Genomic DNA, 26555 nt, shown 5'->3' with positions numbered 1-26555 from the left:
CCTGTCCTTCAGAACGGTTCCAGAGTCGCGAACAGACTGACAATCGCCAGAACCGCCGCTCCCATACCCCATTCAACTTTTGTCATCCAGATAAAATACTGATTGATACGGCAATGTCCCAGCCGCATCCGTGGTACGAGAACATACCGATTCAGCAACGCAATTGCCACCATTAGCACCACAAGTGCACATTTTAACAAAAGCAACTGGCCCCAGCCGCTTCGCCAGGGGAGGGAGAATCCCTGAATAAATACGACATTCGCGATCCCGGTGATCAACACGCCCGCCACGGCGAGATGACCATATTGCGAGAAACGCATCATGGCGGCGATGGCCTGCTGACGCCAACGGCCTTTTGCCAGGCGCATACAGTAGAGGACTGGCATCAGACCGCCAAACCAGGCCGCAGCACAGAGCAAATGCAGCGCGTGATTGCTCCGCTGTAGCGCGCCTGAAATGCCTGTATGCAGCGTGGCATGGCCGACGCCCGCCAGCAATGCAAACTGGGCAAACGCTAAAATCAGCAGCAGTCGCGGTAAATTTCGCGGAACGAGAAGCACTGCCACCAGCGTCACAAGGGCGAGAATAATTTGCCATAGCCAGACGCCGCCGAACTGGGTTTGCAGAACCGCGCGCCAGATTGACACAGAGAATACATCCTGCCACCCGGAGCCCATCAAACCGCCCTGCACTGCCAGCATCAGCGCCGCAGTCAGAAAACTCGCGCCAGCAGCGTACTGTTGCAGACGTAAAAACCGGCAATTCATCAGACGACGAAGCGCCACCGGCGCCAGCCACGCACCGTAAAGCGCGCTGCCAAATATCAGCATCAGCGCGGTAAAATGAATGAAACGAAGCGTGACCCAGGTGAGCGACAGCATACTTATTTCACGCTAAACGTGTACTGCCCTTTGGTTTTATGGCCATCAACGGACACAACGTGCCAGTTAACCGTATACGTCCCCGGCGGCAGTGCGTCATCAAGGGGCACAATCAGTTGCGTTTTATCCTGTTCGTTGCGCCTGGCGGGCCGTGTTTTGATAGCCTCCTGCTTTGGACCGGTAATTGTCACACCGCTGAAACCTTGCTCAATCCCTTCAGAAAAGTTAAGGGTGAGCGCCTGCGGCGCGGCGGTTACATTGGCATTGGCAGCCGGATACTGATGCGTCAGATGCGCATGCGACCAGACTACGGGCGTCGTCAGCATGGCGGTCAGAAACAGGAGCGTACGTGCAGGAGTGACCATATCAACTATTCCTTTTTGTTATGTCTTATCTTCAGAGGATAACCCTCTATAATGTTTGAGTCGAGACGCATCAATTGCGACTTGCCATCGCGGCGGTCTCTTAGTAACTTTTGCGCGCAATACCTAAGGAGAAGACCATGCAAAAAAATCTCGCTCAGCTTGAACAAGCTGAAATGGATAAAGTGAATGTCGATCTGGCGGCCGCTGGCGTGGCGTTTAAAGAACGCTATAACATGCCCGTCGTCGCCGAGGTTGTGGAGCGCGAACAGCCAGAGCATCTGCGCGACTGGTTCCGCGAGCGTCTTATCGCCCACCGCCTGACGTCTGTGACGTTGTCACGTTTACCGTATGAGCCAAAAGTAAAATAACGTTTTGCTTTAAAGTTACATATCCTTACATATTGCCTGCTACAGTATAAGTCTATTCTTAATCTATCATTTAAGAACGATTGTAGACACTATGAAAAGGAAGTCATTATGTCGAACTGGAAAATCGCTGCCGCGCAGTATGAACCCCTAAAAACACCTGTCCGCGAACGCGTTGCTCAGCATCTCGCCTTTATCGAAGCGGCGGCCCAACAACATTGCAATTTGCTGGTCTTTCCATCCCTTTCATTGTCCGGCTGCGCTGACGACCGAAAGGCGTTACCTGCGCCGCCGGATGCCAGTCTGCTCCAACCGCTGTCCTGGGCTGCAGCGCATCATCGTATGACAATCATTGCCGGCCTGCCCGTGGAGCATAATGAGCGCTTTGTCAAAGGCATGGCCGTTTTTGCGCCGTGGATGACCGCGCCGCGTACCTATCATCACAGTCTTGGCGCTTGCCTTGGCAACGATCTTAAAACGATACGCGTGGTGGATGATCAACCGGAAGGCATGGATCTGGACCCGGCGTTTTCACTGTTCACCACCAGCCAGAGCGTCGGCGAGCCAGAATTACTCTCCTCAACGTCACGGTTGCAAAACTTTTCTCATAAATTTTCGATTGCCGTACTGATGGCCAATGCGCGTGGCAACAGCGCATTATGGGATGAAAGTGGTCGACTTATCGTTCGCGCTGACCGCGGTCCGCTGTTATTAACGGGACAGCGCACCCCACGGGGTTGGCAAGGTGATATCATTCCATTACGCTAGTCGTTTTCGGTCAGGAGTGTTACATGCTACGCATCATCGATACAGAAACCTGTGGCTTACAGGGCGGGATTGTCGAGATCGCCTCTGTCGACGTAATCGATGGTCAGATCGTCAACCCGATGAGCCACCTGGTGCGTCCTGACCGCCCTATTTCCCCTCAGGCGATGGCGATCCACCGTATTACCGAAGCGATGGTGGCCGATAAACCCTGGATTGAAGAGATTATTCCGCATTATTACGGAAGCGAGTGGTACGTTGCGCATAACGCCAGCTTCGACCGCCGCGTGCTCCCGGATATGCCGGGTGAGTGGATTTGCACCATGAAGCTGTCGCGTCGGCTGTGGCCCGGCATCAAATACAGCAATATGGCGCTGTATAAATCCCGTAAGCTGAACGTGCAAACCCCGGCCGGCCTGCACCACCACCGCGCATTATATGATTGCTATATTACGGCGGCCTTGCTGATCGATATCATGAACAGTTCAGGCTGGACGCCAGAGCAGATGGTCGAGATTACCGGACGTCCGGCGCTGCTCACCACCTTCACCTTTGGCAAATACCGCGGTAAACCGGTGTCTGAGATCGCAGAGCGCGATCCGGGCTATCTGCGCTGGCTGTTTAATAATCTCGACAGCATGAGCCCGGAGCTGCGCTTAACATTAAAGCACTATCTGGAAAACGCTTAATGCTCGCCTTGCCCCGGTAACGTCCCCTGGGCCAGGCCAATCAGAAAAGCGAATTCCAGCGCCACGCCTTCATACGATTTAAAGCGACCTGACTTCCCGCCGTGTCCCGAATCCATGTCAGTGCAAAGCAGCAACAAGCGATCGTCGGTTTTCAACTCGCGCAGTTTTGCCACCCATTTCGCCGGCTCCCAGTATTGCACCTGCGAGTCATGTAACCCGGTCGTGACCAGCATGTGAGGGTAAGCCTGTGCGGTGACGTTATCGTAAGGGCTGTAGCTTTTCATATACGCGTAATACTGAGGATCTTTCGGGTTTCCCCACTCCTCAAATTCCCCGGTCGTCAGCGGGATCGACTCATCCAGCATCGTCGTGACCACGTCAACAAAAGGCACCTGGGCAATCACACCATGAAAAAGCTCGGGACGTTCGTTAATGGCAACCCCCATCAACATACCACCGGCGCTGCCACCCATAGCGTAACAGTGCGAAGGCGAGCCAAAACCCAACGCGAGCAGCGCGTCGCACGCATCTAGATAATCATTGAACGTATTGCGCTTCTTAAGAAATTTACCGTCTTCGTACCACTGCTGTCCCAACTCACCGCCGCCTCGCACATGGACAATGGCATAGACGAAGCCGCGATCCAGCAGGCTTAAGCGGCTACTGCTGAAATCGGCATCCATACAGGAGCCATACGACCCGTAGCCGTAGACCAGCAGCGGATTTTGCCCCTTACGAAAATACTTTTGGTTGTAGACCAACGATACCGGCACTTCGACGCCGTCGCGCGCGGTTATCCACACGTGCTCGCTTCGGTAGTTTGCGGCGTCGAAACCGGGCACTTCCGTTTGCTTAATCACCCGACGCTCACCGGTATCCATGTCCAGTTCAAACAGCGTGTCGGGCGTGGTCATGGAAGAGTAGCCGTAACGCAGCCGTGAGGTTTCCGGCTCCGGATTATAAGCAAGCCAGGTGACATAAGCCGGATCATCAAAGGCGATGCCTATAACTTCTCGCGTTTTACGGTTAATTTGCCGCAGGCTGGTCAGTCCGCGCTGCCGCTCTTCCACAACCAGCCAGTCAGTAAACAGGGTAAAGCCTTCCAGCATGATAGCGTCCCGCGGCGGGATCAGCGTTTCCCATTTTTTTTCGTCACGGACACGAGTGCGATACAGACCGAAGTTTTTGCCGTCACGGTTCGAACGCAGGTAGAACTTGTGCTGGTAATGATCAAGGCTGTACTCGTGATCTTTACGACGCGGCAAAAAGACGAACGGTTCAGCGTCGGCCAACTCGGCATCCAGCAGCCGCACTTCGCTGGTCGTCGCGCTACCAAGATGGATCACAATGTAATGCTGCGAGGTTGTTTTATGCAGGCTGACGTAAAACGTATCGTCTTTTTCTTCGTAGATCAGTTCGTCGTAATTCGACGGCGTGCCAACGGTATGGCGCCAGACCTGGTAAGGCAACAGCGTTGTGGCATGCTTGCGCACATAATAGAAGGTCAGAGAATCATTCGCCCAGACAAACTCGGGGGCGACGTTATCGAGCATTTCCGGATACCAGTTGCCGCTGTCAAGATTACGGAAACGAATCCCGTACTGTCGGCGGGACAGGTAATCTTCCGCTATCGCCATAATCGAGTTGTCAGGAGTAATAGCCAGCCCGCCAAGGGTGTAAAACTCGCTATGCGCCGCCCGTTTGTTGCCGTCAAGTAGCGTGACCCATTCATCCCATTCTTCACTGAGCGCCGACTGACGCTGATAAATGGCGTACTCGCAGCCCGGTTCGTAAATATGGCGATAGCGATAACCGTTCTTCACATAAGGCGCGGAGACTTCGCGCGGGGGAATGCGATCGATAATTTCCTTCAGTACGCGGTCCTGCAATGCCTGCTGGGTGGACATGACCTGATGCCCGTAGGCGTTTTCCTGGCGCAGGTAGTCAAGGACTTCCGGCTGCGAGCGGCTATCGTCCCGCAGCCAGTAATAATTATCGATGCGTGTATCGCCATGGACCGTCATGGCGTAGGGAATACGATTGGCTTTCGGCAGCATGTCACTGTTCTTTCGTGATTATACATCCTCTAAGGGTGGCAAAACTCACGAATGATGCAAGCGAAACATGCTGCATTCAGCGGTTAGCCGGGTAACGCCAGCTTTTGCTGTTTGAGATCCTGTTCAATACCTTCGCGGACATCCTGCGGGATTTTCAACGCATCGCCCAGCGCGTTAAGGTAGCTGCGCTCCATAAAGTGATCAATATCAATGGCCGCACAGCTCAGGAAGTAAACCTCAAGCGCTTCTTCTTCGTTGCGAACGCCCTCGGCCAGACGCTGCGGATCGAGCGGTTGCTCAATAGCCTTCTCGATGAACACGCGCCCCTGCTCTTCCACGCCCGCTTCACGCAACTGCTGCTCGATAGCGGCGCGCTCTTTCGCATCAATATGACCATCGCTTTTTGCAGCGAAAACCAGCGCCAGGATCAAACGCTCGGTGCGCACATCCAGCGGCGAACTCTGCGCGCCAAATTGCGGCTCGTCCTGATGGGCGGCACGCACTCTGTCTTTGTACTTGTTCCATAATACTGTGCCAGCAATCGCGCCACCGCCCGCGAGCAGCGCGCCAGTGCCATATTTGCTGAGTAATTTACGGGAAGATTTATTTGCGACCAGTAAACCTGCCAGGCCACCCAGCGCGCCGGGAACCAACAGTTTACTTAATCCTTGCTGACCGGAAGAGGAAGACGACGAAGACGCTCCGCTCTGTCCGAGCAAAGATTGTAATTGATTTAGCCAGTTAGCCATTTTTGCCCCTCAAGTACTGACAATGAATCTTCAAATCGTACCCGAGGGGATGTCAGGAAATGTATTTTCCTGCAAAAGATGCGCAAATTATGACGTTACTGCGGCTGATACTCCGCCTTGCCGGCTTTGCAATCGACGCTGACGTTATAGTGTATATCCGCGCTTTTGCCGCGTACGGTCAGCGGCACCTGCCATTTTCCATCCTGGCCGGTAATTTCTTTCGGGTTAACCCAGGCAACAGGATCGGCCTGACCAACATGCTTTTGATCGTCAGGCCAGCGCGCAATACGATTTTGTTGATAATCGCGCTTAACGCTCGCCGCAATGCCCGCGGCATCCAGCCCTTCACACTGAGGAAATTTGACCGTTTTGCTGTCTGTACTGGCTGCATACGCCGTTGCGCTGGCAACCAGCAGCAGGCTCAGCAGCGCGCCCGTTTTGTTCATGTTTTTCTCCGTAGCCCATTGCGTTGACTCAGAAAAAGCATGGTACAAAACGGCAGGAGCGCAAGTCAGACTCAGGCGGCCTGGGTGTCGTCTTCCGAGGACTCAACCACCTGCGGCGATGGCAATTTGCCGGTTCTGAGAATAGTGCTCAGGACATCTTTCTGTTCTGCCAGCCACAGGGAAAGCGCTTCACGCTGTTCGTCTTCCAGCGCTAACGGCGACTGTTCAAGCCAGGTGTCAAGCAGATCCGCCGTGTCCAGCATCTTGTCATACGCATCGGCTTCCTTTTTGCTGGTAAATGACATTTTTTCCTCACCTTCACGAATGACTACGTATTTAACTTCAACCGCCATTTTGCAGCCTCTCAATATTACTGTATTTATATACAGTATATTCCATTTACGGTCTGAAATCAACCTGGTAATAAAGACAGACGCAAACGTTTTCGTATATACTGCGGCCAATTTTATCGGGGGATATTTGTATGACGTTATTAGGTACAGCGCTGCGTCCGGCAGCCACTCGGGTGATGTTGTTAGGTTCCGGCGAGCTGGGTAAAGAAGTGGCGATAGAGTGCCAGCGCCTCGGCATTGAGGTTATCGCGATCGATCGTTATGCCGACGCGCCAGCGATGCATGTCGCGCACCGTTCTCACGTCATCAATATGCTGGACGGGAACGCCCTGCGACGTGTGGTTGAACAGGAGAAACCGCATTTTATCGTACCGGAAATCGAAGCTATCGCCACTGACATGCTGGTACAACTGGAGCAGGAGGGTCTGAACGTTGTCCCCTGCGCCCGCGCGACACAACTGACGATGAACCGTGAAGGTATTCGTCGCCTGGCGGCGGAGGCGCTGGCGCTGCCCACGTCCCCTTTCCGTTTTGCCGACAGCGAAGCCAGCTTTCGTGAGGCCGTAAGCGAAATTGGCTATCCCTGCATTGTGAAACCGGTAATGAGCTCCTCCGGCAAAGGACAAAGTTTTATCCGTTCAGAAGAACAACTGGCCCAGGCCTGGGCGTATGCGCAGCAAGGCGGTCGCGCGGGGGCCGGGCGAGTGATAGTGGAAGGCGTGGTGAATTTCGACTTCGAAATTACCCTGTTGACCGTTAGCGCCGTCGACGGCGTGCATTTCTGCGCGCCGGTGGGCCATCGTCAGGAAGATGGCGACTACCGTGAATCCTGGCAGCCGCAGCAGATGAGCGCGCTGGCCCTCGAACGCGCCCAGGAGATTGCACGTAAAGTGGTGCTGGCATTAGGCGGCCACGGGCTGTTTGGCGTTGAGCTGTTTGTCTGCGGCGATGAGGTCATTTTTAGCGAAGTGTCCCCTCGTCCACACGACACCGGAATGGTGACACTGATTTCGCAGGATCTGTCCGAGTTTGCCCTTCACGTACGCGCCTTTCTCGGTCTGCCGGTGGGCGCTATCCGCCAGTACGGGCCGTCAGCTTCAGCGGTGATTTTACCGTCATTGTCCAGCCAGAACGTCACGTTTGACCAGGTGCAGAATGCGGTTGGCGCAGGCTTGCAGATACGCTTATTCGGTAAGCCGGAAATCGATGGGACCCGTCGTCTGGGGGTCGTCCTGGCGACAGGAGAAAACGTTGACGCGGCAGTGATGAGCGCAAAAGACGCGGCCCGTCAGGTGATTGTCAAAGGTTGAATCGCCATCAGGCCTACAGCCGAGCGTAGGCCTGATAAACGACATAACCGCTAATTACTGCTTCGCGCCTTCTACTGCTTCGCGCGCCAGGCGGGTAATACGGTCGTAGTCACCCGCTTCCAGCGCATCGTTCGGCACCAGCCAGGAACCGCCGATACACAGCACGCTTTTCAGCGCCAGGTAATCACGGTAGTTGGCCGGAGAAATGCCGCCGGTCGGGCAGAAACGTACCTGTGAGAACGGACCCGCAATCGCCTGCAGCGCTTTGGTGCCGCCGTTGGCTTCCGCCGGGAAGAATTTAAACTCTTTCAGGCCGTAGTCCATTCCCAGCATCAGTTCAGAAACCGTGCTGATCCCCGGAATAAGCGGGATCGTACCTTCCGTTGCCGCTTTCAGTAACGGCTCGGTCAGACCCGGGCTGATGGCGAACTGCGCGCCGGCAGCAGTGACGTCCGCCAGTTGCTGCGGGTTGAGTACGGTCCCCGCGCCGACAATGGCTTCCGGCACCTCTTTGGCGATAGCGCGGATAGCATCCATCGCACAGGCGGTACGTAACGTGACTTCCAGTACGCGCACACCACCGGCAACTAACGCTTTTGCCATCGGCACAGCGTGTTCCAGTTTATTCACCACGATCACCGGGACAACCGGGCCGGTGGTCAGGATTGCTTCTGCACTTGTTTTCCAGTTTTTCATCAGAGTTTTTCTCTCGCCTGATTACAAAATGAGTCTTAAAAAGTGATACAGGTTGCGCCCTGCTCCGCGCCGGAAAGTTTTTCACGCAGCGCGCTAAACATCTCACGACCGGTACCGATACGCGAAGCGCTCAGATCCGGAATGTGAGGCTGGCGGGCGGCAAGTTCCGCGTCATCAACCAGCAGCGTTAATTCCCCTGTCTGTCCGTTCACCCGAATAAGGTCGCCATCGCGCACTTTCGCCAGCAGGCCGCCGTCGTAGGCTTCCGGGGTGACATGGATGGCTGAAGGCACTTTACCTGAAGCACCCGAAAGCCGTCCATCGGTAACTAACGCAATTTTGAAACAGCGGTCCAATAATACACCAAGTGGCGGCATGAGTTTATGTAATTCTGGCATTCCGTTCGCCTTTGGTCCCTGATGACGGACAACCACGACGCAATCTTTGTCCAGCAGACCTGCTTCAAAGGCCGGTAAAACGTCATGTTGGCTTTCGAAGACCACGGCGGGGGCTTCGATAATCTGATTCTCAACCGGCACCGCAGACGTTTTCATGACTGCGCGACCCAAATTCCCGCTCAGTACCTTCGTTCCACCATGATGGGAAAACGGTTGATCAAAAGCGGCAATGACATTGTTGTCCAGTGATTTCTGTGCACCATCACGCCAGTCAAGCTCGCCGTTATTCAGCCACGGTTCCAGGGTGTAGCGCTTCAGACCGAAGCCCGCCACGGTATTGACGTCTTCGTGCAGCAGGCCCGCATTCAGCAGTTCGCGCATCAGCACCGGTACGCCACCCGCCGCCTGGAAGTGGTTAATGTCTGCCGGACCGTTCGGGTACAGGCGCGCCATCAGCGGCACGACGTCCGACAGATCCGAGAAGTCATCCCAGTTAATCTGAATGCCCGCCGCACGCGCCATTGCCACCAGGTGCATTGTGTGGTTGGTGGAACCTCCGGTTGCCAGCAGCGCGACAATCCCGTTGACCACCACTTTTTCATCGATCATTTTACCGATCGGCATCCAGTCGTTGCCGTTGCCGGTCAGACGCGTCACCTGACGCGCCGCCGCCACGGTCAGCGCTTCACGCAGCGGCGCATCCGGATGCACAAAAGAGGATCCCGGCAGCTGCATGCCCATAAATTCCACCACCATCTGGTTGGTGTTGGCCGTTCCGTAGAAGGTACAGGTGCCTGGCGCATGGTAAGAGGCCGCTTCCGACTCCAGCAGCGCCATCCGATCCACTTTCCCTTCAGCGTACAGCTGACGAATACGCACCTTTTCTTTATTCGCTAAACCACTGGCCATCGGGCCTGATGGGATAAAGATTGACGGCAGGTGACCAAACGACAGCGCAGCCATCACCAGACCCGGCACAATTTTGTCGCACACGCCGAGGAACAGCGCACCGTCAAACATGTTGTGCGACAGTCCAACCGCCGCCGACATCGCGATCACTTCACGGCTCAGCAGGGAAAGTTCCATACCGTCCTGCCCCTGCGTTACGCCATCACACATTGCCGGAACGCCGCCCGCCACCTGTCCGACCGCATTCGCCGAGTGCAGCGCTTTACGAATAATATCCGGATAGTGTTCATAAGGCTGATGCGCCGAGAGCATGTCGTTGTAGGAGGTGATGATCGCGATATTGTTACGCAACATGCTTTTCAGGGAGGCTTTATCTTCCGGCTGGCAGGCGGCAAAGCCATGCGCCAGGTTGCCGCACGCCAGCTGCGAGCGGTGAACGGTTGAAGATTTGGCCTGCTCAATACGAGCAAGGTAGGCAGAACGGGTCTCGCGAGAACGTTCAATAATGCGCTGTGTTACGCGTAACAAATTCGGATTCATAACGGCTCCTGAAATTTATTTGTCAGAGCGACCGGTTTAGCAACATTCATCAATGGGTCCCGGGACCCGGAAAACGCTGGCAAGCAGTAGCTCAGGGGCAAAATCGTTTCAGGCAGTGTAATAAAAAAAGCCCCGCGGGTGAATCCACGCGAGGCTTAAAAGTGCAAAAATTGTTCTACAATCTGTGTTAGATCATGTTACCGGTAAAATAACACCTTAGTAGCAGGGACGCTTTTACTCGAATTCATTCCAGGAACGCCCGTCGCGGGTGATCATCGCCACCGAGGCGACAGGTCCCCAGGTCCCGGCCTGATACGGTTTCGGCGCGTCATTGTCCATTGCCCATGCTTCGGTAATTGAGTCCACCCACTTCCATGCTTCTTCCACTTCGTCGCGACGCACGAACAGCGCCTGAATGCCGCGCATGGTTTCCAGCAGCAACCGCTCGTAAGCGTCCGCCAGATGCGTCTGATTGAAGGTTTCGGAGTAGCTCAGATCGAGCTTGGTAATTTGCAGGTTGTGCTTGTGATCGAGGCCCGGCACCTTGTTCAATACCTGAATATCCACCCCTTCATCCGGCTGCAGACGGATGGTCAGTTTGTTCTGCGGCAGATCCTGCCATGACTCTTTGAACAGGTTGAGTTCAGGCGTCTTGAAGTACACCACCACCTCGGAGCATTTGGTCGGCAAACGCTTGCCGGTACGCAAGTAGAACGGCACGCCCGCCCAGCGCCAGTTGTCGATGTCCACGCGAATCGCCACAAACGTTTCAGTGTTACTGCTCTTGTTCGCGCCTTCTTCTTCCAGATAACCCGGTACTTTTTTACCCTGGGCAAAGCCGGTGGTGTACTGGCCGCGGACCGTTTTTTCACGCACGTTGGAACGATCAATGCGACGCAGCGACTTTAACACCTTCACTTTTTCGTCACGAATACTGTCTGCGGTGAGATCCGACGGCGGAGACATCGCAATCATGCACAGGATCTGCAACAGATGGTTCTGGATCATATCGCGCATCTGGCCTGCCTGGTCAAAGTAGCCCCAGCGGCCTTCGATCCCCACTTCCTCGGCAACGGTAATTTCCACATGATCAATCGTGCGGTTATCCCAGTTGTTGACGAACAGCGAGTTGGCAAAACGCAACGCCAGCAGGTTTAAAACCGTCTCTTTCCCCAGATAGTGGTCAATACGGTAAACCTGGCACTCTTCAAAATACTCGCCAACCTGATCGTTGATCTCGCGCGATGTCGCCAGCGATGTTCCCAGCGGTTTTTCCATCACCACGCGCGCCGGTTTGGCATTCAGTTTGGCTTCGCCCAGACCTTTGCAAATCGCGCCAAAGGTGCTTGGCGGCATAGCGAAGTAGTTAATGGTGGTACGGTTTTTCTGGTCCAGCATGTCGCCCAGACGGGTAAACGCCGCGGTGTCATTGACGTCCAGATTGCAAAAATCCAGACGACCGCTCAGGGTATCCCATAAACTTTCGTCGATCTTCTCTTTCATGAAGGTTTCAAGGGCTTCACGAACAACCCGGGTATAGGCTTCTTTATCCCAGTCCGCGCGCCCTACCCCGATAATGCGGGTCTCCGGGTTGATCTGACCGGCTTTTTCCAACTGATACAGGGAAGGCAGCAATTTACGACGCGCAAGGTCGCCTTTCGCGCCGAAAATGACCAGGTCACAGGCCTGGGCTGTTTGCGTTACCGCCATGTCATTCTCCTTAGTTAGCTATCCTGGTGCGTTGCCAGGCATTACTTGTAATTTTATTACAGTGCACTGTACTGCTTTTACGTGAATCCTGAAACCGTAAACGGTTAACCACCCGTGCGGTTGGCGATCGTCGCGCCGTTTTGTTGTTGAGTGGCGCGATCGTGTAAAAAGGGGTGTCGTTTTTGTAAGCATGACATCAGGACAAAATAAGATGCTGATCATGTTATGAAAAAAAACAACAACTATACTGACCATTTTCCCCCCTTCATGGGCCAGCAGGGGTACTATCTACCAAAATCGCCGCTCGATTTCCTGTATTACTGAAATCGTCATATCCTTGAGTTTACATCATGAATATGCTGGAAAAAATCCAGTCTCAACTGGAACATTTAAGCAAATCTGAACGCAAAGTCGCCGATGTTATTCTTGCCTCGCCAGAACGGGCGATTCACTGCAGTATCGCGACCCTTGCTCAGGAAGCCAACGTCAGCGAACCTACCGTCAACCGCTTCTGCCGCAGTATGGAGACCCGGGGGTTTCCGGATTTTAAACTGCATCTGGCGCAAAGTCTGGCAAATGGTACCCCGTATGTAAATCGCAATGTCGATGAAGATGACAGCGTAGAGTCATATACGGGAAAAATTTTTGAATCCGCGATGGCAAGCCTCGATCACGTTCGCCAGTCACTGGACAAGTCGGCGGTTAACCGCGCGGTAGATCTCCTCACTCAGGCGAAAAAAATCGCATTTTTCGGCCTCGGTTCCTCTGCCGCCGTCGCTCATGACGCGATGAATAAGTTTTTCCGCTTCAACGTCCCGGTGATCTATTCGGACGATATCGTGCTGCAACGGATGAGCTGTATGAATTGTAGCGACGATGATGTGGTCGTGCTGATCTCACACACCGGACGAACCAAAAGTCTGGTTGAGCTGGCGCAACTGGCGCGCGAAAACGATGCGATGGTCATTGCTCTCACCTCCGCCGGTACGCCGCTGGCCCGAGAAGCCACGCTGGCGATTACCCTGGATGTACCGGAAGATACTGACATTTATATGCCCATGGTCTCTCGACTTGCGCAGTTGACCGTGATAGATGTGCTGGCAACAGGATTTACTTTGCGTCGTGGGGCAAAATTCAGAGATAACTTGAAGCGTGTCAAGGAAGCGCTTAAGGAATCGCGTTTTGATAAAGAATTACTCATCAAGAGTGATAACCGCTAACAGCAATAATAAGTACGACCTTTTTTCGTCATCCGGTTTTGTTCGCTATGCTATGTAAAGGTTTTCAGAACCGCCGGATCAATATTCACGCAACACCAAGTTGTTTTAGTTAACGGAGTATTACATGTCCAGAAGGCTTCGCAGAACCAAGATCGTCACCACCTTAGGCCCGGCTACTGACCGCGATAACAATCTTGAGAAGATTATCGCCGCGGGCGCCAACGTGGTGCGCATGAATTTCTCTCACGGCTCGCCAGAAGATCATAAAATGCGCGCGGATAAAGTTCGTGAGATTGCCGCCAAACTGGGACGCCACGTGGCGATTCTGGGAGACCTCCAGGGGCCAAAAATTCGTGTTTCAACCTTCAAAGAAGGCAAGGTTTTCCTCAACATCGGCGATAAATTCCTGTTAGACGCCAACCTCGGCAAAGGCGAAGGCGACAAAGAGAAAGTCGGCATCGATTATAAAGGACTGCCGGCGGACGTCGTGCCTGGCGACATTCTGCTGCTCGACGACGGACGCGTTCAGTTGAAAGTGCTGGAAGTTCAGGGCATGAAAGTGTTCACCGAGGTAACCGTCGGTGGACCGCTTTCCAATAATAAAGGCATTAACAAGCTGGGCGGCGGTCTGTCTGCGGAAGCGCTGACCGAAAAAGACAAAGCGGATATCGTTACTGCCGCGCTGATCGGCGTTGATTATCTCGCCGTCTCCTTCCCGCGCTGCGGCGAAGATCTGAACTACGCGCGTCGCCTGGCGCGTGACGCGGGCTGTGATGCGAAAATCGTTGCCAAAGTGGAACGTGCTGAAGCGGTGTGCGATCAGAACGCGATGGATGACATCATTCTGGCCTCCGATGTGGTGATGGTTGCCCGTGGCGACCTCGGCGTTGAGATTGGCGACCCGGAGCTGGTCGGTATTCAGAAAGCACTGATTCGTCGCGCGCGTCAGCTGAACCGCGCGGTGATTACCGCCACCCAGATGATGGAGTCGATGATCACCAACCCTATGCCTACCCGCGCGGAAGTTATGGACGTGGCTAACGCCGTGCTGGATGGGACCGATGCGGTCATGCTGTCAGCAGAAACAGCCGCAGGCCAGTACCCGGCGGAAACCGTCGCCGCAATGGCGCGCGTATGCCTCGGCGCGGAAAAAATCCCGAGCATCAACGTCTCAAAACACCGTCTGGACGTTCAGTTCGACAACGTGGAAGAGGCCATTGCAATGTCCGCCATGTACGCCGCGAACCATCTGAAGGGCGTGACTGCGATCATCACCATGACCGAGTCTGGTCGTACCGCGCTGATGACCTCTCGCATCAGTTCCGGTCTGCCGATCTTCGCCATGTCCCGCCATGAGCGCACGCTGAACCTGACGTCTCTGTATCGTGGCGTTACGCCGGTACATTTTGACAGCGCGGCTGACGGTGTGGTGGCTGCAAGCGAAGCGGTAAACCTGCTGCGCGACAAAGGCTATCTGGTCTCCGGCGATCTGGTGATCGTGACCCAGGGTGATGTGATGAGCACCATCGGATCTACCAATACCACACGCATTCTGACCGTAGAGTAAACGAGATGTTTGCCCGGTTTCTCCGGCCCATGCCCGTACAGGCATGGGCAGATGAAGCCGCCGTCCTCTGCTGTGAGTAAAAAAACCTCTCTGACGAGAGGTTTTTTTTATTTGATGGGATACAACTCTTTGCGCTTGTATGGCTGGATTTCACCCGGCTTACGTGTTTTCAGCAGCTTCAGGATCCAGGTATATTGCTCAGGGTGCGGGCCGACAAAGATTTCCACTTCCTCGTTCATCCGACGGGCAATGGTGTTGTCGTCAGCGGTCAACAGATCGTCCATCGGCGGGCGAACCTGAATGGTCAGGCGATGGGTTTTACCGTCATAGACCGGGAACAGGGGGATGACGCGCGCGCGGCACACTTTCATCAGGCGACCAATCGCTGGCAGCGTCGCTTTGTACGTTGCAAAGAAATCGACAAACTCGCTGTGTTCCGGACCGTGATCCTGATCGGGAAGGTAGTAGCCCCAGTAACCCTGGCGCACCGACTGTATAAACGGCTTGATGCCGTCGTTACGCGCATGGAGACGACCGCCGAAACGACGACGCACCGTGTTCCAGACATAATCAAACACCGGATTTCCCTGGTTATGGAACATCGCCGCCATTTTCTGCCCCTGCGAAGCCATCAGCATCGCCGGAATATCCACACCCCAGCCGTGCGGCACCAGAAATATCACCTTTTCGTCATTACGACGCATCTCGCCGATGATCTCCAGCCCTTCCCAGTCAACACGTGACTGTATTTTTTCAGGGCCGCGTATCGCCAGCTCCGCCATCATTGCCATCGCCTGCGGCGCGGTGGCGAACATCTCATCAACAATGGCCTCGCGTTGCGCTTCGCTTCGTTCGGGAAAGCACAACGATAAATTGATCAGCGCACGACGACGCGAGCTTTTGCCCATGCGTCCGGCAAAACGCCCCAGCTTTGCGAGCAGCGGGTCGCGAAAAGAGGCTGGCGTTAAGGCGATGCCCGCCATTGCCGCGACGCCCAACCAGGCGCCCCAGTAACGGGGATGGCGAAAGGATTTTTCAAATTCAGGGATGTACTCAATATTATTTTTTTTTGTTTCCATGCTCGTCCAGTGCCTGATGACGCAAACAATAAATCTGATGATAGTGTAGCGGCGCACCCTGCCGCGCACAAAATAAAAAAGCCGGCACACCATTGCGTACCGGCTTTCTGCGCGTAAGGGTTAATCGAAACGTAACTGTGGCAGAACTTCTTTCACCTGCGCCAGGTAATCCGTACGATCTTTACCGGTCAGCCCTTCCGTACGCGGCAGTTTCGCCGTCAGAGGGTTCACCGCCTGCTGGTTAATCCACACTTCATAGTGCAGATGCGGCCCCGTAGAGCGTCCGGTATTACCGGAAAGCGCGATACGATCGCCACGTTTCACTTTCTGCCCAGGTTTAACCAGCAGTTTACGCAGGTGCATATAGCGAGTGGTATAGGTACGACCATGACGCACCGCCACGTAGTAACCCGCCGCGCCGCTGCGCTTCGCCACGACCACTTCGCCGTCACCGACGGAAAGTACTGGCGTACCCTGCGGCATAGCGAAATCAACGCCACGGTGCGGCGCAACGCGTCCCGTAACCGGGTTAGTACGACGCGGATTAAAGTTAGAGGAGACGCGGAACTGTTTGGCCGTCGGGAAACGCAGGAAGCCTTTCGCCAGGCCGGTACCGTTGCGGTCGTAGAACTTCCCGTCTTCAGCGCGGATCGCATAATAATCCTTGCCCGCAGAACGCAGACGCACGCCCAGCAGTTGGCTCTGTTCACGCTTGCCGTCAAGCATTTCACGCGACATCAGCACCGCAAACTCATCGCCTTTCTTTAGCTTGCGGAAGTCCATCTGCCACTGCATAGCTTTAATAACCGCGCTGATTTCTGAACTGGTCAAGCCGGCGTTTCTGGCGCTGGCGACAAAGCTGCCGCCGACGGTGCCTTTCAGCAGGCTGTTGACCCAGTCGCCCTGTTGCGTTTCCGCCGTCATTTTAAAACCGTTTGCCGCCGTCCGATCGTAGGTACGGGTTTCACGACGCGACATTTCCCAGGTCAGGCGCTGTAAATCGCCATCGGCTGTCAGCGTCCACGAAAGCTGCTGACCGATTTTCAGGTTACGCAGTTCTTTATCCGACGCGGCAAGCTGAGTGATATCGCTCATATCAATGCCGTACTGATTCAGGATACTGCTCAGCGTATCGCCAGTGGAGACAACATATTCATGAACGCCCGCTTCGCTCGAAATTTTATCGTCCAGCTCATCCTGCGGAATGGCTTCATCTTCCTGCGCAGCCTGATCGATAGGCTCGCTGGCCTCAGGAAGCAGAGAACGAATTTCGCTTTTTTCCAGTTCGATGGTTTTAACGATGGGGGCGGAATCGGGGTGGTAAACATAGGGCCGCCATACAGCGACGGCCAACGTAAGAACGGTAAGGGACCCCAGCATAACGCGATGGGGTCTTGGCAGATTATTAAATGCCAGAGCGACAGAGCGGGCTATCTGTTGCACGTATTCACTTCCTCATTAATCTCCTTTCAGGCAGCTCGCATACTGGTTCGCTAATTGGCTTAAGAACGCGGAATAGCTCGTTTTACCCAGTTTGATATTCGTCCCGAGTGGATCCAGCGTTCCCATTCGAACGGATGTCCCTCTCGCAACGGCTTCGACGACCGCTGGCCTGAACTGTGGCTCAGCAAAAACGCAGGTTGCTTTTTGCTCAACCAACTGTGTTCGTATTTCATGTAAACGCTGCGCACCAGGTTGTATCTCAGGGTTTACGGTAAAGTGACCCAGCGGAGTCAGCCCGTAGTGTTTTTCGTAATAGCCATAGGCGTCATGAAAAACAAAATAACCTTTACCCTTGAGCGGTGCCAGCTCGTTACCGACCTGCTTATCGGTTGCGGCTAATTGTGCCTCAAAATCTTTCAGGTTGGCGTCAAGTTTGGCTCGACTTTGCGGCATAAGTTCCACTAATTTTTCATGGATTGCAACCGCTGTAGACCGCGCTATCTCTGGGGAAAGCCAAAGATGCATGTTGTACTCGCCATGATGGTGATGCGCATCACCTTTTTCACCGTGCGCAGCGTCATGATCGTGTTCATCCTCGTCGTCATCCGCGCCTTTCATGAGCAACGGTTTCACGTCATTCAGGTGCGCAATCGTTACCTGTTTCGCCTGCGGGATTTTACTCACCGGTTTTTCCATGAACGCTTCCATTTCCGGACCAATCCAGACGACTAAGTCCGCGCCCTGTATGCGTTTTACATCCGATGGACGCAGTGAATAATCATGCTCGGATGCCCCGTCCGGAAGTAATACCTCCGTCTCCGTTACGCCGTCGGCAATCGCCGACGCGATAAAACCTACTGGCTTAAGCGAGGCAACAACGGCGGCGTTTGCAGCCTGGGTTGCACCACCCCAAAGAGCGGCGGATAATGCAGCGAAAAGAAGCGTATTTTTATGTAACATAATGCGACCAATCATCGTAACGTTTGTGTGAATTGTGATATTATAACATTCCACGACATCTGCAAGACTAAAATTGACATGACGACTTTGGTATCACTGGAAAATGTCTCGGTCTCTTTCGGGCAGCGCCGCGTGCTCTCTGACGTGTCGCTCGAGCTCAGACCCGGCAAAATTTTAACGCTTCTTGGGCCTAACGGCGCTGGTAAATCGACCCTGGTCCGGGTTGTGCTCGGTCTGGTAGCGCCGGACGAAGGGGTGATCAAGCGCAACGGAAAATTGCGTATCGGTTACGTCCCACAAAAATTATATCTCGACACCACCTTGCCGCTCACGGTCAATCGTTTTTTACGCCTGCGTCCCGCGACCCGCAAAGAAGATATCCTGCCAGCGCTGAAGCGCGTGCAGGCAGGCCATCTTATCGACGCGCCGATGCAAAAGCTGTCCGGCGGCGAAACCCAGCGCGTTCTGCTGGCCCGCGCGTTGCTGAACCAGCCGCAGCTTTTGGTGCTGGACGAGCCGACACAAGGCGTGGACGTCAATGGTCAGGTCGCGCTGTACGATCTTATCGACCAATTGCGTCGTGAATTGGATTGCGCAGTGCTGATGGTCTCCCATGACCTGCATCTGGTGATGGCGAAAACCGACGAAGTGCTGTGCCTTAACCACCACATCTGCTGTTCAGGAACGCCTGAAATCGTTTCCATGCACCCGGAATTTATCTCGATGTTTGGCCCACGTGGCGCTGAACAGTTAGGGATTTACCGTCATCACCATAATCATCGCCACGACTTACAGGGTCGTATTGTGCTGCGCCGGGGAAATGGTCACTCATGATTGAATTGTTATTGCCCGGCTGGCTGGCCGGGATCATGCTGGCTTGTGCGGCTGGCCCGTTAGGTTCGTTTGTTGTCTGGCGCCGGATGTCCTATTTCGGCGATACGCTGGCCCACGCGTCGCTGTTGGGCGTGGCCTTCGGGCTTCTGCTGAATGTTAATCCGTTCTACGCGGTTATTGTTGTAACCCTGATGCTGGCGGCAGGCCTGGTGTGGCTGGAAAAACGCCCTCACCTCGCCATCGACACACTGCTTGGCATTATGGCCCACAGCGCGTTGTCGCTTGGTCTGGTGGTGGTCAGTCTGATGTCAAATATTCGCGTTGACCTGATGGCTTATCTGTTTGGCGACCTGCTGGCCGTGACGCCGGAGGATTTGCTTTCCATCGCCATTGGCGTGGTGATTGTGTTGGGGATCCTCGGCTGGCAGTGGCGGAATTTATTGTCTATGACCATCAGTCCCGACCTGGCGTTCGTCGATGGCGTGAAGTTGCAGCGCGTGAAGCTGCTGCTGATGCTGGTCACCGCGCTAACCATCGGCGTGGCGATGAAGTTCGTGGGTGCGCTGATTATTACGTCCTTGTTGATTATTCCCGCCGCCACCGCGCGACGGTTTGCCCGCACGCCGGAACAAATGGCCGCGGTAGCAGTGGTAGCAGGCATGATCGCGGTGACAGGCGGCCTGACCTTCTCCGCGCTCTACGATACTCCCGCCGGTCCGTCAGTGGTGTTATGCGCCGCGCTGCTTTTTATCCTCAGCATGATGAAAAAGCAGGCGAACTGATATGCGCACGTCGCATGCGATGAAAAACAAAGCCCGGTTTCCCCGGGCTCTGAACACAACGTACTTTTTCAACTGTAAGCATTGAGTGTTCGCTGGCACAGCGCCGAGCGCACACAATCCTCTTTGCCAAAGCGGACAATGCCGACCATTTCATCTTCACTGAAGCGCGCCAGCGCATCGCTTAATCCAGACTGAACGTGCGCGGGTAAATCGCATTGGGTGATATCCCCATTCACAATGACCGTCACGTTCTCCCCGAGGCGTGTTAAAAACATTTTCATTTGCGCAGCAGTGACATTCTGAGCCTCGTCGAGAATGACCACCGCATTTTCAAATGTACGTCCGCGCATATAGGCGAACGGCGCGATTTCTACCTTACCGATTTCAGGTCGCAGGCAATATTGCATAAAGGATGCCCCGAGCCGTTTAACCAGCACGTCGTAAACAGGCCGGAAATACGGGGCAAACTTTTCCGCTACATCCCCAGGTAAGAAGCCGAGATCTTCGTCGGCCTGCAGAACTGGACGGGTTACGATGATCCTGTCAACATCCTTATGTATCAGGGCCTCTGCTGCTTTTGCCGCGCTGATCCAGGTTTTACCGCACCCGGCTTCGCCCGTGGCGAAAATCAGTTGTTTACTCTCGATAGCATTCAGGTACTGCGACTGAGCGTCATTACGCGCCTTGATTGGCGTGGTGTCGCGACTGTCGCGCGCCATGCCGATCGCTTCTACGCCACTCATCTGCACAAGCGAGGTGACCGATTCTTCTTCACGCTGTTTATGACTGCGCGAGTCCCGTCTCAGCACACGTTTTGCCTCACGACGAGCTTTGATCACTGCTTTTTGTCTTCCCATGGATAGCACCTTGAGTTGTTGGTATTCATCACACGCGCCGTTGGCAGCGCGATTATGCGCACAAACATCTGAGGGTTGGCTTCCTTGTAAGCCATGACTTGCCTTTCGAAAAGACGCCACGCACGGCTACGCGCACCGACAATGGCGTCCGTATGACATCGTAAAAGGAGGGGGGAGAGAAATTTAGCGGTGACGAGGGGGCAACCGGATGAAAGACGTCCGCGAAAGAGAGTGCATTGATGTTCAACAAGCTGTCCAGTACAGGACCTTACCATCCGCGATCTCCATAGTGAATGTTCATCACCGCCGGGAACTACCGCTCTTACTTTTAAGTACATCAGAATTTAGTAATATTGCAACAATATATTTACACAATATTAACTGAATTCACTTTTGATGTTGGCAACAGTCTCTTACAAGCATATTACAAAATTATTTCAAAAATCGGATCATACAAAAAAACTATTTTTTTAAGCCGCGCCGTCAGCCCTGTCCGTGGACAGGGTGACAGTATCAGGCTTCAAGGAGCGACTGGCCAAGATAATGATCCGGATCCTTCACGCCAGGAAAAACAAAGAAGTAGCCTCCACCAATCGGCTTTATGTACTCCTCCAGCGCTTCCCCATTCAGACGCTTTTGCACTGCCAGAAAACCTTTTTCGAGATCGTGCTGATAGCAGACAAACAAGAGCCCCATATCAAGTTGACCGGAAGGCGTCACCCCGAGGGAATAGCTGTAGCCACGGCGCAACATCAGACTGGACTGGGTTTCCGGCGTGCGTGGATTGGCAAGACGTATATGGCTGTCCAGCGCAATCACATTCCCGTCCGGATCGCTGGCATAGTCGGGCACGTCATGCTCGTGCCGCATTCCCAGCGGCGCTCCCGTCTGCTTGTCGCGACCAAAAATTGTCTGCTGCTCTTTAAGCGGCGTCCGGTCCCAGAACTCTACGCGGAACTGAATCAGACGCACCGCCTGATAAGTGCCGCCAGTCGCCCACGCAGGTTCATTTTGATCTGAGGTAATCCATACCACCGCCTGCATAAGTTTGCCATCGCGGCTGTCCGGGTTTGCCGTACCGTCCTTGAAACCCAGTAAATTGACAGGCGTCTCTTTCCCTTTGCTCCGCGCTGCGTGGTCGGATATAAACCCTTCCCGCTTCCAGCGAATGCTCAGCAGATCCGGCGTGTGCTTAATGATATCGCGCAGGGCATGTATCACCGTATCCTGAGTATTGGCGCAAATCTGCAACAGCAAATCGCCATGACACAGCGCGGCGTCCAGCGAGTCATTGGGGAAACGGGTCATCTTTTGTAGCGATGTCGGCATGTGTGGCTGCAAGCCGAAACGCGCATCAAACAGCGAATAACCCGCCGACAAGGTCATGGTGAGGTTATCCGGAGCAATGTAGGCTCCAAGAATGCCCGAGTCCATTGGCGGCAGACGGGGGTTAGGCGTATCCGGCGCAGGACCGCCGTGAGTCAGAAAGGCAATGCGCTTTGTCAGCAGACGGAACAAACGTTCGAGATCGGCCCTTTCACTCGCCAGGACGTCAAAAGCCACCAGCATCATCGACGCCTGCTGTGGCGTCAGGATCCCGGCCTGATGCGCACCATAAAACGGCTGCCTCTCGTTGCGGGCATCCGGCGCTAACGTCCCCGGGGCGCTGCGCGTTATTTGCGCATGAGCGACCGGACATCCGCCGGCCAGCGCCAGTGTGCCGCCAAGAGCGCCCATCCCTTTCAGTAAACGTCGGCGTGACGGCTCGCTCACGCCGGTTTTGTCATCGTCCTGCATCGCGGTTAATCCAGTCCCAGTACGCCGCGTAGCAGCGCGAGATCTTCCGCGAGCGCGGTAATTGGTCCCTTCAGGGCGTTACGGTCAGCCCCGGTCAGCTTGTCGTAGGTTTCAAAGCCGTCCGGGGTGCGGTATTTCGCGAGGATGGTATCGACTTTTTTAAAGTTAGCATCCACCTTTGCCAGCAGTTCGGCGTTTGCATCCTGCAACTGCGGACGCAACAGGTTGACAATTTTCTGCGCGCCATCAACGTTGGCCTGGAAATCCCACAGATCGGTGCGGCTGTAGCGTTCTTCTTCGCCACTGATTTTGGTGGCGGCCACCTCTTCAATCAGCGCCGCAGCCCCACCCACCACTTTGGACGGCGGGAAAGCAAGTTCACTGATGCGTTTTTGCAGATCCTGCACGTCCGCATACAGCCCGTCGGCGTACTGCGCCATACCTTTATTGCTATTGTCGCTGAACAGTGCCTTTTCCAGACGGTGAAAACCGGTGAATTTCGGGTCAGCGGCTTTCTGTTCGTAGTCGTCTTCGCGGGCATCAATGCTGCCGTCGAGATCGGAGAACAGTTCGGCAATCGGTTCAATACGTTCATAATGTTGCCGCGTCGGCGCATACAGCGACTTCGCTTTATTCATGTCGTCTGCCTTCACCGCATCGGTAAAGGCTTTTGTCCCGGACACCAGTTGCGCGGTTTCGGCGGTGACATAGGCTTTGTATTCGCTAATGGCGTCGCTCAGACGTAACAGCGCGTCGCTTTGCGCCCCTTCAACGCTAGCGGCGCCTTTAACAGCCAGCTTCCCTTTGGGATTGGTCAGCAGGCCGCAGGTCATTTCATATTCGCCCGGCTGCAGATTGGCGGTCATTTTCTGGCTGAAACCGGGCGCGATATTTTCGCGCTCCTCAACCACCATCACCCCTTTAAGGATTTCCCATTCCAGCGCTTTCTGGCTGTGGTTTCGAATGATAAATTGTGTCTTACCGGCGTTCACCGTAAGCGTCATCGGCTCGCACCGTTTATCGGTTACCGTCACATTCATTTGCGGCACGTCGGCGGCATGCGCCGACAAGGCGGAAGCGAAAAGCGCGGCCATGCCAGGCAGCAGCGCACTCATGCGGAAGTTTTTCGTCATGACCATCCCTTTAAAGTATGTTGTAACTAATTAAAAATTTGCGTCGCACTGCCTTATGGCGTGATGCCTGACGCGGTTGCGCCTGTACGCGGCGGCAATACAAACAGCACCAGCGCCGGTATCAGGTAGATAAACCAGACCGCCACCTCGCTAACGCTTGGCGCTTCCTGGTAACCAAAAATGCCTTCCATCAGGGTGCCAAACAATGAATGTGTCGACAGAACGGTGCTCATATCAAACGCAACGTCCTGGAAGTGATTCCACAGCCCCGCCTCGTGGAAGGCGCGGATCGCGCCCGCCGCCAGACCTGCCGCCACCAGTAAAATGAACAGGCTGGTCCATTTAAAGAAGGCTGCCAAATTCAGACGAATGCCGCCCCAATAAAGTAAGAAGCCCAGGATCACGGCAGTGGCCAGCCCCAGCAGCGCCCCTACCGGCGGCCAGATACCCACGTCCTGTTGAAACGCGGCCAGCAGAAAAAAGACCGACTCCAGCCCTTCCCTCGCTACTGCAAAAAAGACCATCAGGATCAGCGCCCAGCCCTGGTGATTGCCGCGTTGCAGCGCATTGTCCACCGCCTGTTCAAGCGCCACCTTGACGTTGCGCGATACTCTCCGCATCCAGAACACCATCCAGGTGAGGATCGCGACCGCAATCACCGCCACTATCCCCTCGAACAGTTCCTGCTCTTTTTGTGGAAACTCGCCGGTCGTCTCGTTAATCACAACCCCAAGCCCAAGACAAAGCGCGGCTGCGAGAATAACGCCAACCCACATTGCACGGATCCAACGCCCCCGCTGGGTTCGCTTCAGGTAACTGGCTATGAGGCTGACAATCAGCGCGGCTTCCAGCCCTTCACGCAACATAATCAGAAACGGAACAAACATGCCGGTCACCCTTAACGTTATTGTCAGTCAATTAATGCAAAGAAAAGTAAATTAGAGTGATAGTGATTATCATTACGCAAAATAAAAATTCAAGCGGAATGTCATGAGAATGATGTCTGAATGTAAACACTTAGCGAGGTAAGAATACGTGCCGTTGGGTAAATGGACGGTGATAAAAAGGCCCGCTTTGAGCGGGCCTGGAAAGTTGTTGGGCGGAACCTGCAGAAGGTCTCGCGGCAAAGAATGTCTAACGATTAATTTTCCTGCAAACGCGACGGCGGCGCAGAGTGATAATGCGCATCCGCCTCAGCGAAGCGTTGTAGCATGGCAGACGACGGCGCTTTCCCCAGCAGACTGAAGATAACAATCCCGATACTGCCAAAGATAAAGCCAGGAATGATTTCGTACAGATCCAGCCAGCCAAAGTGTTTCCAGACAATAACGGTGGCTGCGCCGATAATCATCCCCGCCAGCGCGCCGTTGCGGGTCATTCGCGGCCACAAGACGGAGAACAGCACGACCGGACCAAACGCGGCGCCAAAACCGGCCCAGGCGTAGCTCACCAGACCCAACACGCGGTTGTCCGGATTGGCAGCCAGGGCGATCGCCACCAGCGCCACCACCAACACCATCACGCGCCCGACCCACACCAGTTCCTGCTGACTTGCCCCTTTGCGTAGAAACGCCTTGTACAAATCTTCCGTAATCGCGCTGGAACAGACCAACAGTTGGCAGCTGAGCGTGGACATCACCGCCGCCAGAATCGCGGACAGCAGAATACCGGCAATCCACGGATTAAACAGGATTTGCGCCAGCTCAATGAACACTCGCTCAGCATTTTGATCCACCGCACCCGCCAGCGCCGGATTGTTAGTAAAGTATGCGATGCCAAAGAAGCCGACCGCTACCGCTCCCGCCAGGCAGAGGATCATCCAGGCCATACTGATGCGCCGTGCGTGGACGATACTGTGGTGGGAATCCGCCGCCATAAAACGCGCCAGAATATGCGGCTGACCGAAGTAGCCCAGCCCCCAGCCCATCAGGGAAATAATGGCCACAACATTCAGTCCTTTAAGCATGTCGACATTTTCAATGCTCTTTTGCTTGATCACTTCCAGCGACTCGCCAAAGCCGCCAACGCCGATAATCACCATTACCGGGGTCAGGATCAGTGCGAAAATCATCAGGCTGGCCTGTACAGTGTCGGTCCAGCTTACTGCCAGGAATCCGCCAATAAAGGTGTACAGGATGGTCGCCGCCGCGCCTGCCCACAGAGCGGTTTCATAGCTCATGCCAAATGTGCTTTCAAACAGACGCGCGCCGGCCACAATCCCGGACGCGCAGTAAATCGTAAAGAACAGCAGGATCACCAGCGCGGAGATAATGCGCAGGATCCGGCTTTTATCTTCAAAGCGACCGGTGAAATAATCCGGCAGCGTCAGGGCGTTATTGTTGTATTCCGTGTGTACGCGCAGGCGTCCGGCAACCAGCTTCCAGTTAATCCATGCGCCTAATGTCAAACCGATAGCAATCCAGCTTTCCGAAATACCGGAAAGAAAAATCGCGCCAGGTAAGCCCATCAGCAGCCAGCCGCTCATATCCGAAGCGCCTGCGGATAACGCCGTGACGAAGGGGCCGAGGCTGCGACCACCCAAAATATAATCATCAAAGTTCTTGGTTGAACGCCAGGCGATAAAGCCAATCAATATCATGCCAAAAATATATACGCAGAATGTCACCAGCATCGGTGTGCTAATTGCCAT

The 26555-nt window shown here is 54.5% G+C and carries 25 protein-coding genes; 8 read left to right on the top strand and 17 right to left on the bottom strand.

The genetic code is table 11. The annotated features are described in order from the left end of the window. Positions 1-8 precede the first annotated feature (8 nt). On the bottom strand, positions 9-881 hold the full coding sequence (copD, locus tag APU02_RS06445; RefSeq protein ID WP_060569588.1) for a copper homeostasis membrane protein CopD: 873 nt from the start codon (positions 879-881) through the stop codon (positions 9-11). Between the two features lie 2 nt (positions 882-883). After that, complete coding sequence (gene yobA, locus APU02_RS06440) at positions 884-1246, bottom strand: CopC domain-containing protein YobA (protein WP_042287846.1); 363 nt, start codon at positions 1244-1246, stop codon at positions 884-886. 137 nt (positions 1247-1383) lie between these two features. Between yobA and APU02_RS06435 the strand changes: the two genes are divergently transcribed. The 3 genes from APU02_RS06435 to exoX all read left to right on the top strand — a co-directional run bounded on the left by APU02_RS06435 (position 1384) and on the right by exoX (position 3065). Continuing rightward, positions 1384-1614, top strand: coding sequence for a DNA polymerase III subunit theta (locus APU02_RS06435; protein ID WP_042287849.1), 231 nt, complete (start codon positions 1384-1386; stop codon positions 1612-1614). Between the two features lie 108 nt (positions 1615-1722). Next, entirely contained in the window at positions 1723-2379 is a 657-nt protein-coding gene (locus tag APU02_RS06430; RefSeq protein WP_042287851.1) for a carbon-nitrogen hydrolase family protein, read from the top strand. 23 nt (positions 2380-2402) lie between these two features. Then, positions 2403-3065, top strand: coding sequence for an exodeoxyribonuclease X (exoX, locus tag APU02_RS06425; protein ID WP_042287853.1), 663 nt, complete (start codon positions 2403-2405; stop codon positions 3063-3065). Here exoX and ptrB read toward each other — a convergent pair. The 4 genes from ptrB to yebG form a co-directional block, all read right to left on the bottom strand. Then, a complete protein-coding gene (gene ptrB / locus APU02_RS06420; RefSeq protein WP_060569587.1) occupies positions 3062-5122 on the bottom strand; it encodes an oligopeptidase B in 2061 nt (686 codons plus the stop codon). The genes exoX and ptrB overlap by 4 nt on opposite strands. Positions 5123-5205: 83 nt before the next feature. After that, complete coding sequence (locus APU02_RS06415) at positions 5206-5871, bottom strand: tellurite resistance TerB family protein (protein ID WP_042287858.1); 666 nt, start codon at positions 5869-5871, stop codon at positions 5206-5208. A gap of 95 nt (positions 5872-5966) precedes the next feature. Next, positions 5967-6317, bottom strand: coding sequence for a protein YebF (yebF, locus tag APU02_RS06410; RefSeq protein ID WP_042287860.1), 351 nt, complete (start codon positions 6315-6317; stop codon positions 5967-5969). A 71-nt stretch (positions 6318-6388) separates the two neighbouring features. Continuing rightward, complete coding sequence (yebG, locus tag APU02_RS06405) at positions 6389-6670, bottom strand: DNA damage-inducible protein YebG (protein WP_060569586.1); 282 nt, start codon at positions 6668-6670, stop codon at positions 6389-6391. Between the two features lie 131 nt (positions 6671-6801). Between yebG and purT the strand changes: the two genes are divergently transcribed. Beyond that, positions 6802-7980, top strand: coding sequence for a formate-dependent phosphoribosylglycinamide formyltransferase (gene purT, locus APU02_RS06400; RefSeq protein ID WP_060569585.1), 1179 nt, complete (start codon positions 6802-6804; stop codon positions 7978-7980). Positions 7981-8034: 54 nt separating this feature from the next. Here the strand turns inward: purT and kdgA are convergent, their stop codons facing one another. The 3 genes from kdgA to zwf form a co-directional block, all read right to left on the bottom strand. Beyond that, positions 8035-8676, bottom strand: coding sequence for a bifunctional 4-hydroxy-2-oxoglutarate aldolase/2-dehydro-3-deoxy-phosphogluconate aldolase (kdgA, locus tag APU02_RS06395; protein WP_042287867.1), 642 nt, complete (start codon positions 8674-8676; stop codon positions 8035-8037). Between the two features lie 35 nt (positions 8677-8711). After that, positions 8712-10523, bottom strand: a complete 1812-nt coding sequence (gene edd / locus APU02_RS06390) for a phosphogluconate dehydratase (protein WP_042287869.1) — start codon at positions 10521-10523, stop codon at positions 8712-8714. 234 nt (positions 10524-10757) lie between these two features. Further along, complete coding sequence (gene zwf, locus APU02_RS06385) at positions 10758-12233, bottom strand: glucose-6-phosphate dehydrogenase (protein WP_060569584.1); 1476 nt, start codon at positions 12231-12233, stop codon at positions 10758-10760. A gap of 350 nt (positions 12234-12583) precedes the next feature. On the opposite strand from zwf, the gene APU02_RS06380 reads away from it, so the two are divergent. Both APU02_RS06380 and pyk read left to right on the top strand, forming a co-directional pair. After that, positions 12584-13453, top strand: a complete 870-nt coding sequence (locus tag APU02_RS06380; RefSeq protein ID WP_042287873.1) for a MurR/RpiR family transcriptional regulator — start codon at positions 12584-12586, stop codon at positions 13451-13453. 124 nt (positions 13454-13577) lie between these two features. After that, positions 13578-15020 (top strand): pyruvate kinase, encoded by a 1443-nt coding sequence (pyk, locus tag APU02_RS06375; protein WP_042287875.1) that lies wholly within the window; start codon positions 13578-13580, stop codon positions 15018-15020. 107 nt (positions 15021-15127) lie between these two features. On the opposite strand, the gene lpxM is transcribed toward pyk, so the two are convergent. From lpxM to znuA, 3 genes are all read right to left on the bottom strand, one after another. Then, complete coding sequence (gene lpxM / locus APU02_RS06370) at positions 15128-16099, bottom strand: lauroyl-Kdo(2)-lipid IV(A) myristoyltransferase (RefSeq protein WP_060569583.1); 972 nt, start codon at positions 16097-16099, stop codon at positions 15128-15130. A 120-nt stretch (positions 16100-16219) separates the two neighbouring features. Further along, positions 16220-17542 (bottom strand): murein DD-endopeptidase MepM, encoded by a 1323-nt coding sequence (gene mepM / locus APU02_RS06365; RefSeq protein ID WP_042287880.1) that lies wholly within the window; start codon positions 17540-17542, stop codon positions 16220-16222. A 15-nt stretch (positions 17543-17557) separates the two neighbouring features. Beyond that, positions 17558-18502: a zinc ABC transporter substrate-binding protein ZnuA gene (znuA, locus tag APU02_RS06360; protein ID WP_060569795.1), complete on the bottom strand. Its 945-nt coding sequence runs from the start codon at positions 18500-18502 to the stop codon at positions 17558-17560. Positions 18503-18580: 78 nt separating this feature from the next. Here znuA and znuC point away from each other — a divergent pair, with 78 nt between their 5' ends. Further along, positions 18581-19336: a zinc ABC transporter ATP-binding protein ZnuC gene (gene znuC / locus APU02_RS06355; RefSeq protein WP_042287883.1), complete on the top strand. Its 756-nt coding sequence runs from the start codon at positions 18581-18583 to the stop codon at positions 19334-19336. Then, positions 19333-20118, top strand: coding sequence for a zinc ABC transporter permease subunit ZnuB (znuB, locus tag APU02_RS06350; RefSeq protein ID WP_042287886.1), 786 nt, complete (start codon positions 19333-19335; stop codon positions 20116-20118). The genes znuC and znuB overlap by 4 nt, the downstream gene beginning before the upstream one ends. A gap of 68 nt (positions 20119-20186) precedes the next feature. Here znuB and phoH read toward each other — a convergent pair whose 3' ends face one another. The 5 genes from phoH to putP form a co-directional block, all read right to left on the bottom strand. Next, positions 20187-20975 (bottom strand): phosphate starvation-inducible protein PhoH, encoded by a 789-nt coding sequence (gene phoH, locus APU02_RS06345; protein ID WP_042287889.1) that lies wholly within the window; start codon positions 20973-20975, stop codon positions 20187-20189. A 513-nt stretch (positions 20976-21488) separates the two neighbouring features. Then, on the bottom strand, positions 21489-22772 hold the full coding sequence (gene efeB, locus APU02_RS06340) for an iron uptake transporter deferrochelatase/peroxidase subunit (protein ID WP_060569582.1): 1284 nt from the start codon (positions 22770-22772) through the stop codon (positions 21489-21491). 5 nt (positions 22773-22777) lie between these two features. After that, positions 22778-23905: an iron uptake system protein EfeO gene (gene efeO, locus APU02_RS06335; RefSeq protein WP_060569581.1), complete on the bottom strand. Its 1128-nt coding sequence runs from the start codon at positions 23903-23905 to the stop codon at positions 22778-22780. Positions 23906-23958: 53 nt separating this feature from the next. Next, positions 23959-24792 (bottom strand): iron uptake transporter permease EfeU, encoded by an 834-nt coding sequence (gene efeU, locus APU02_RS06330; protein WP_060569580.1) that lies wholly within the window; start codon positions 24790-24792, stop codon positions 23959-23961. Between the two features lie 254 nt (positions 24793-25046). Then, entirely contained in the window at positions 25047-26555 is a 1509-nt protein-coding gene (gene putP / locus APU02_RS06325; protein WP_042287900.1) for a sodium/proline symporter PutP, read from the bottom strand.

Source organism: Citrobacter sp. 50677481, assembly GCF_001463265.1.
Lineage (GTDB): Bacteria > Pseudomonadota > Gammaproteobacteria > Enterobacterales > Enterobacteriaceae > Citrobacter_A > Citrobacter_A sedlakii.
The sequence above is the reverse complement of the archived record's forward strand: the minus strand, read 5'-3'. Positions and strand labels throughout refer to the sequence as shown.

Coding starts and splice junctions, on each gene's coding strand:
- copD (WP_060569588.1), bottom strand. CDS start 881: ATGCTGTCGCTCACCTGGGTCACGCTTCGTTTCATTCATTTTACCGCG.
- yobA (WP_042287846.1), bottom strand. CDS start 1,246: ATGGTCACTCCTGCACGTACGCTCCTGTTTCTGACCGCCATGCTGACG.
- APU02_RS06435 (WP_042287849.1), top strand. CDS start 1,384: ATGCAAAAAAATCTCGCTCAGCTTGAACAAGCTGAAATGGATAAAGTG.
- APU02_RS06430 (WP_042287851.1), top strand. CDS start 1,723: ATGTCGAACTGGAAAATCGCTGCCGCGCAGTATGAACCCCTAAAAACA.
- exoX (WP_042287853.1), top strand. CDS start 2,403: ATGCTACGCATCATCGATACAGAAACCTGTGGCTTACAGGGCGGGATT.
- ptrB (WP_060569587.1), bottom strand. CDS start 5,122: ATGCTGCCGAAAGCCAATCGTATTCCCTACGCCATGACGGTCCATGGC.
- APU02_RS06415 (WP_042287858.1), bottom strand. CDS start 5,871: ATGGCTAACTGGCTAAATCAATTACAATCTTTGCTCGGACAGAGCGGA.
- yebF (WP_042287860.1), bottom strand. CDS start 6,317: ATGAACAAAACGGGCGCGCTGCTGAGCCTGCTGCTGGTTGCCAGCGCA.
- yebG (WP_060569586.1), bottom strand. CDS start 6,670: ATGGCGGTTGAAGTTAAATACGTAGTCATTCGTGAAGGTGAGGAAAAA.
- purT (WP_060569585.1), top strand. CDS start 6,802: ATGACGTTATTAGGTACAGCGCTGCGTCCGGCAGCCACTCGGGTGATG.
- kdgA (WP_042287867.1), bottom strand. CDS start 8,676: ATGAAAAACTGGAAAACAAGTGCAGAAGCAATCCTGACCACCGGCCCG.
- edd (WP_042287869.1), bottom strand. CDS start 10,523: ATGAATCCGAATTTGTTACGCGTAACACAGCGCATTATTGAACGTTCT.
- zwf (WP_060569584.1), bottom strand. CDS start 12,233: ATGGCGGTAACGCAAACAGCCCAGGCCTGTGACCTGGTCATTTTCGGC.
- APU02_RS06380 (WP_042287873.1), top strand. CDS start 12,584: ATGAATATGCTGGAAAAAATCCAGTCTCAACTGGAACATTTAAGCAAA.
- pyk (WP_042287875.1), top strand. CDS start 13,578: ATGTCCAGAAGGCTTCGCAGAACCAAGATCGTCACCACCTTAGGCCCG.
- lpxM (WP_060569583.1), bottom strand. CDS start 16,099: ATGGAAACAAAAAAAAATAATATTGAGTACATCCCTGAATTTGAAAAA.
- znuA (WP_060569795.1), bottom strand. CDS start 18,502: ATGTTACATAAAAATACGCTTCTTTTCGCTGCATTATCCGCCGCTCTT.
- znuC (WP_042287883.1), top strand. CDS start 18,581: ATGACGACTTTGGTATCACTGGAAAATGTCTCGGTCTCTTTCGGGCAG.
- znuB (WP_042287886.1), top strand. CDS start 19,333: ATGATTGAATTGTTATTGCCCGGCTGGCTGGCCGGGATCATGCTGGCT.
- phoH (WP_042287889.1), bottom strand. CDS start 20,975: ATGGGAAGACAAAAAGCAGTGATCAAAGCTCGTCGTGAGGCAAAACGT.
- efeB (WP_060569582.1), bottom strand. CDS start 22,772: ATGCAGGACGATGACAAAACCGGCGTGAGCGAGCCGTCACGCCGACGT.
- efeO (WP_060569581.1), bottom strand. CDS start 23,905: ATGACGAAAAACTTCCGCATGAGTGCGCTGCTGCCTGGCATGGCCGCG.
- efeU (WP_060569580.1), bottom strand. CDS start 24,792: ATGTTTGTTCCGTTTCTGATTATGTTGCGTGAAGGGCTGGAAGCCGCG.
- putP (WP_042287900.1), bottom strand. CDS start 26,555: ATGGCAATTAGCACACCGATGCTGGTGACATTCTGCGTATATATTTTT.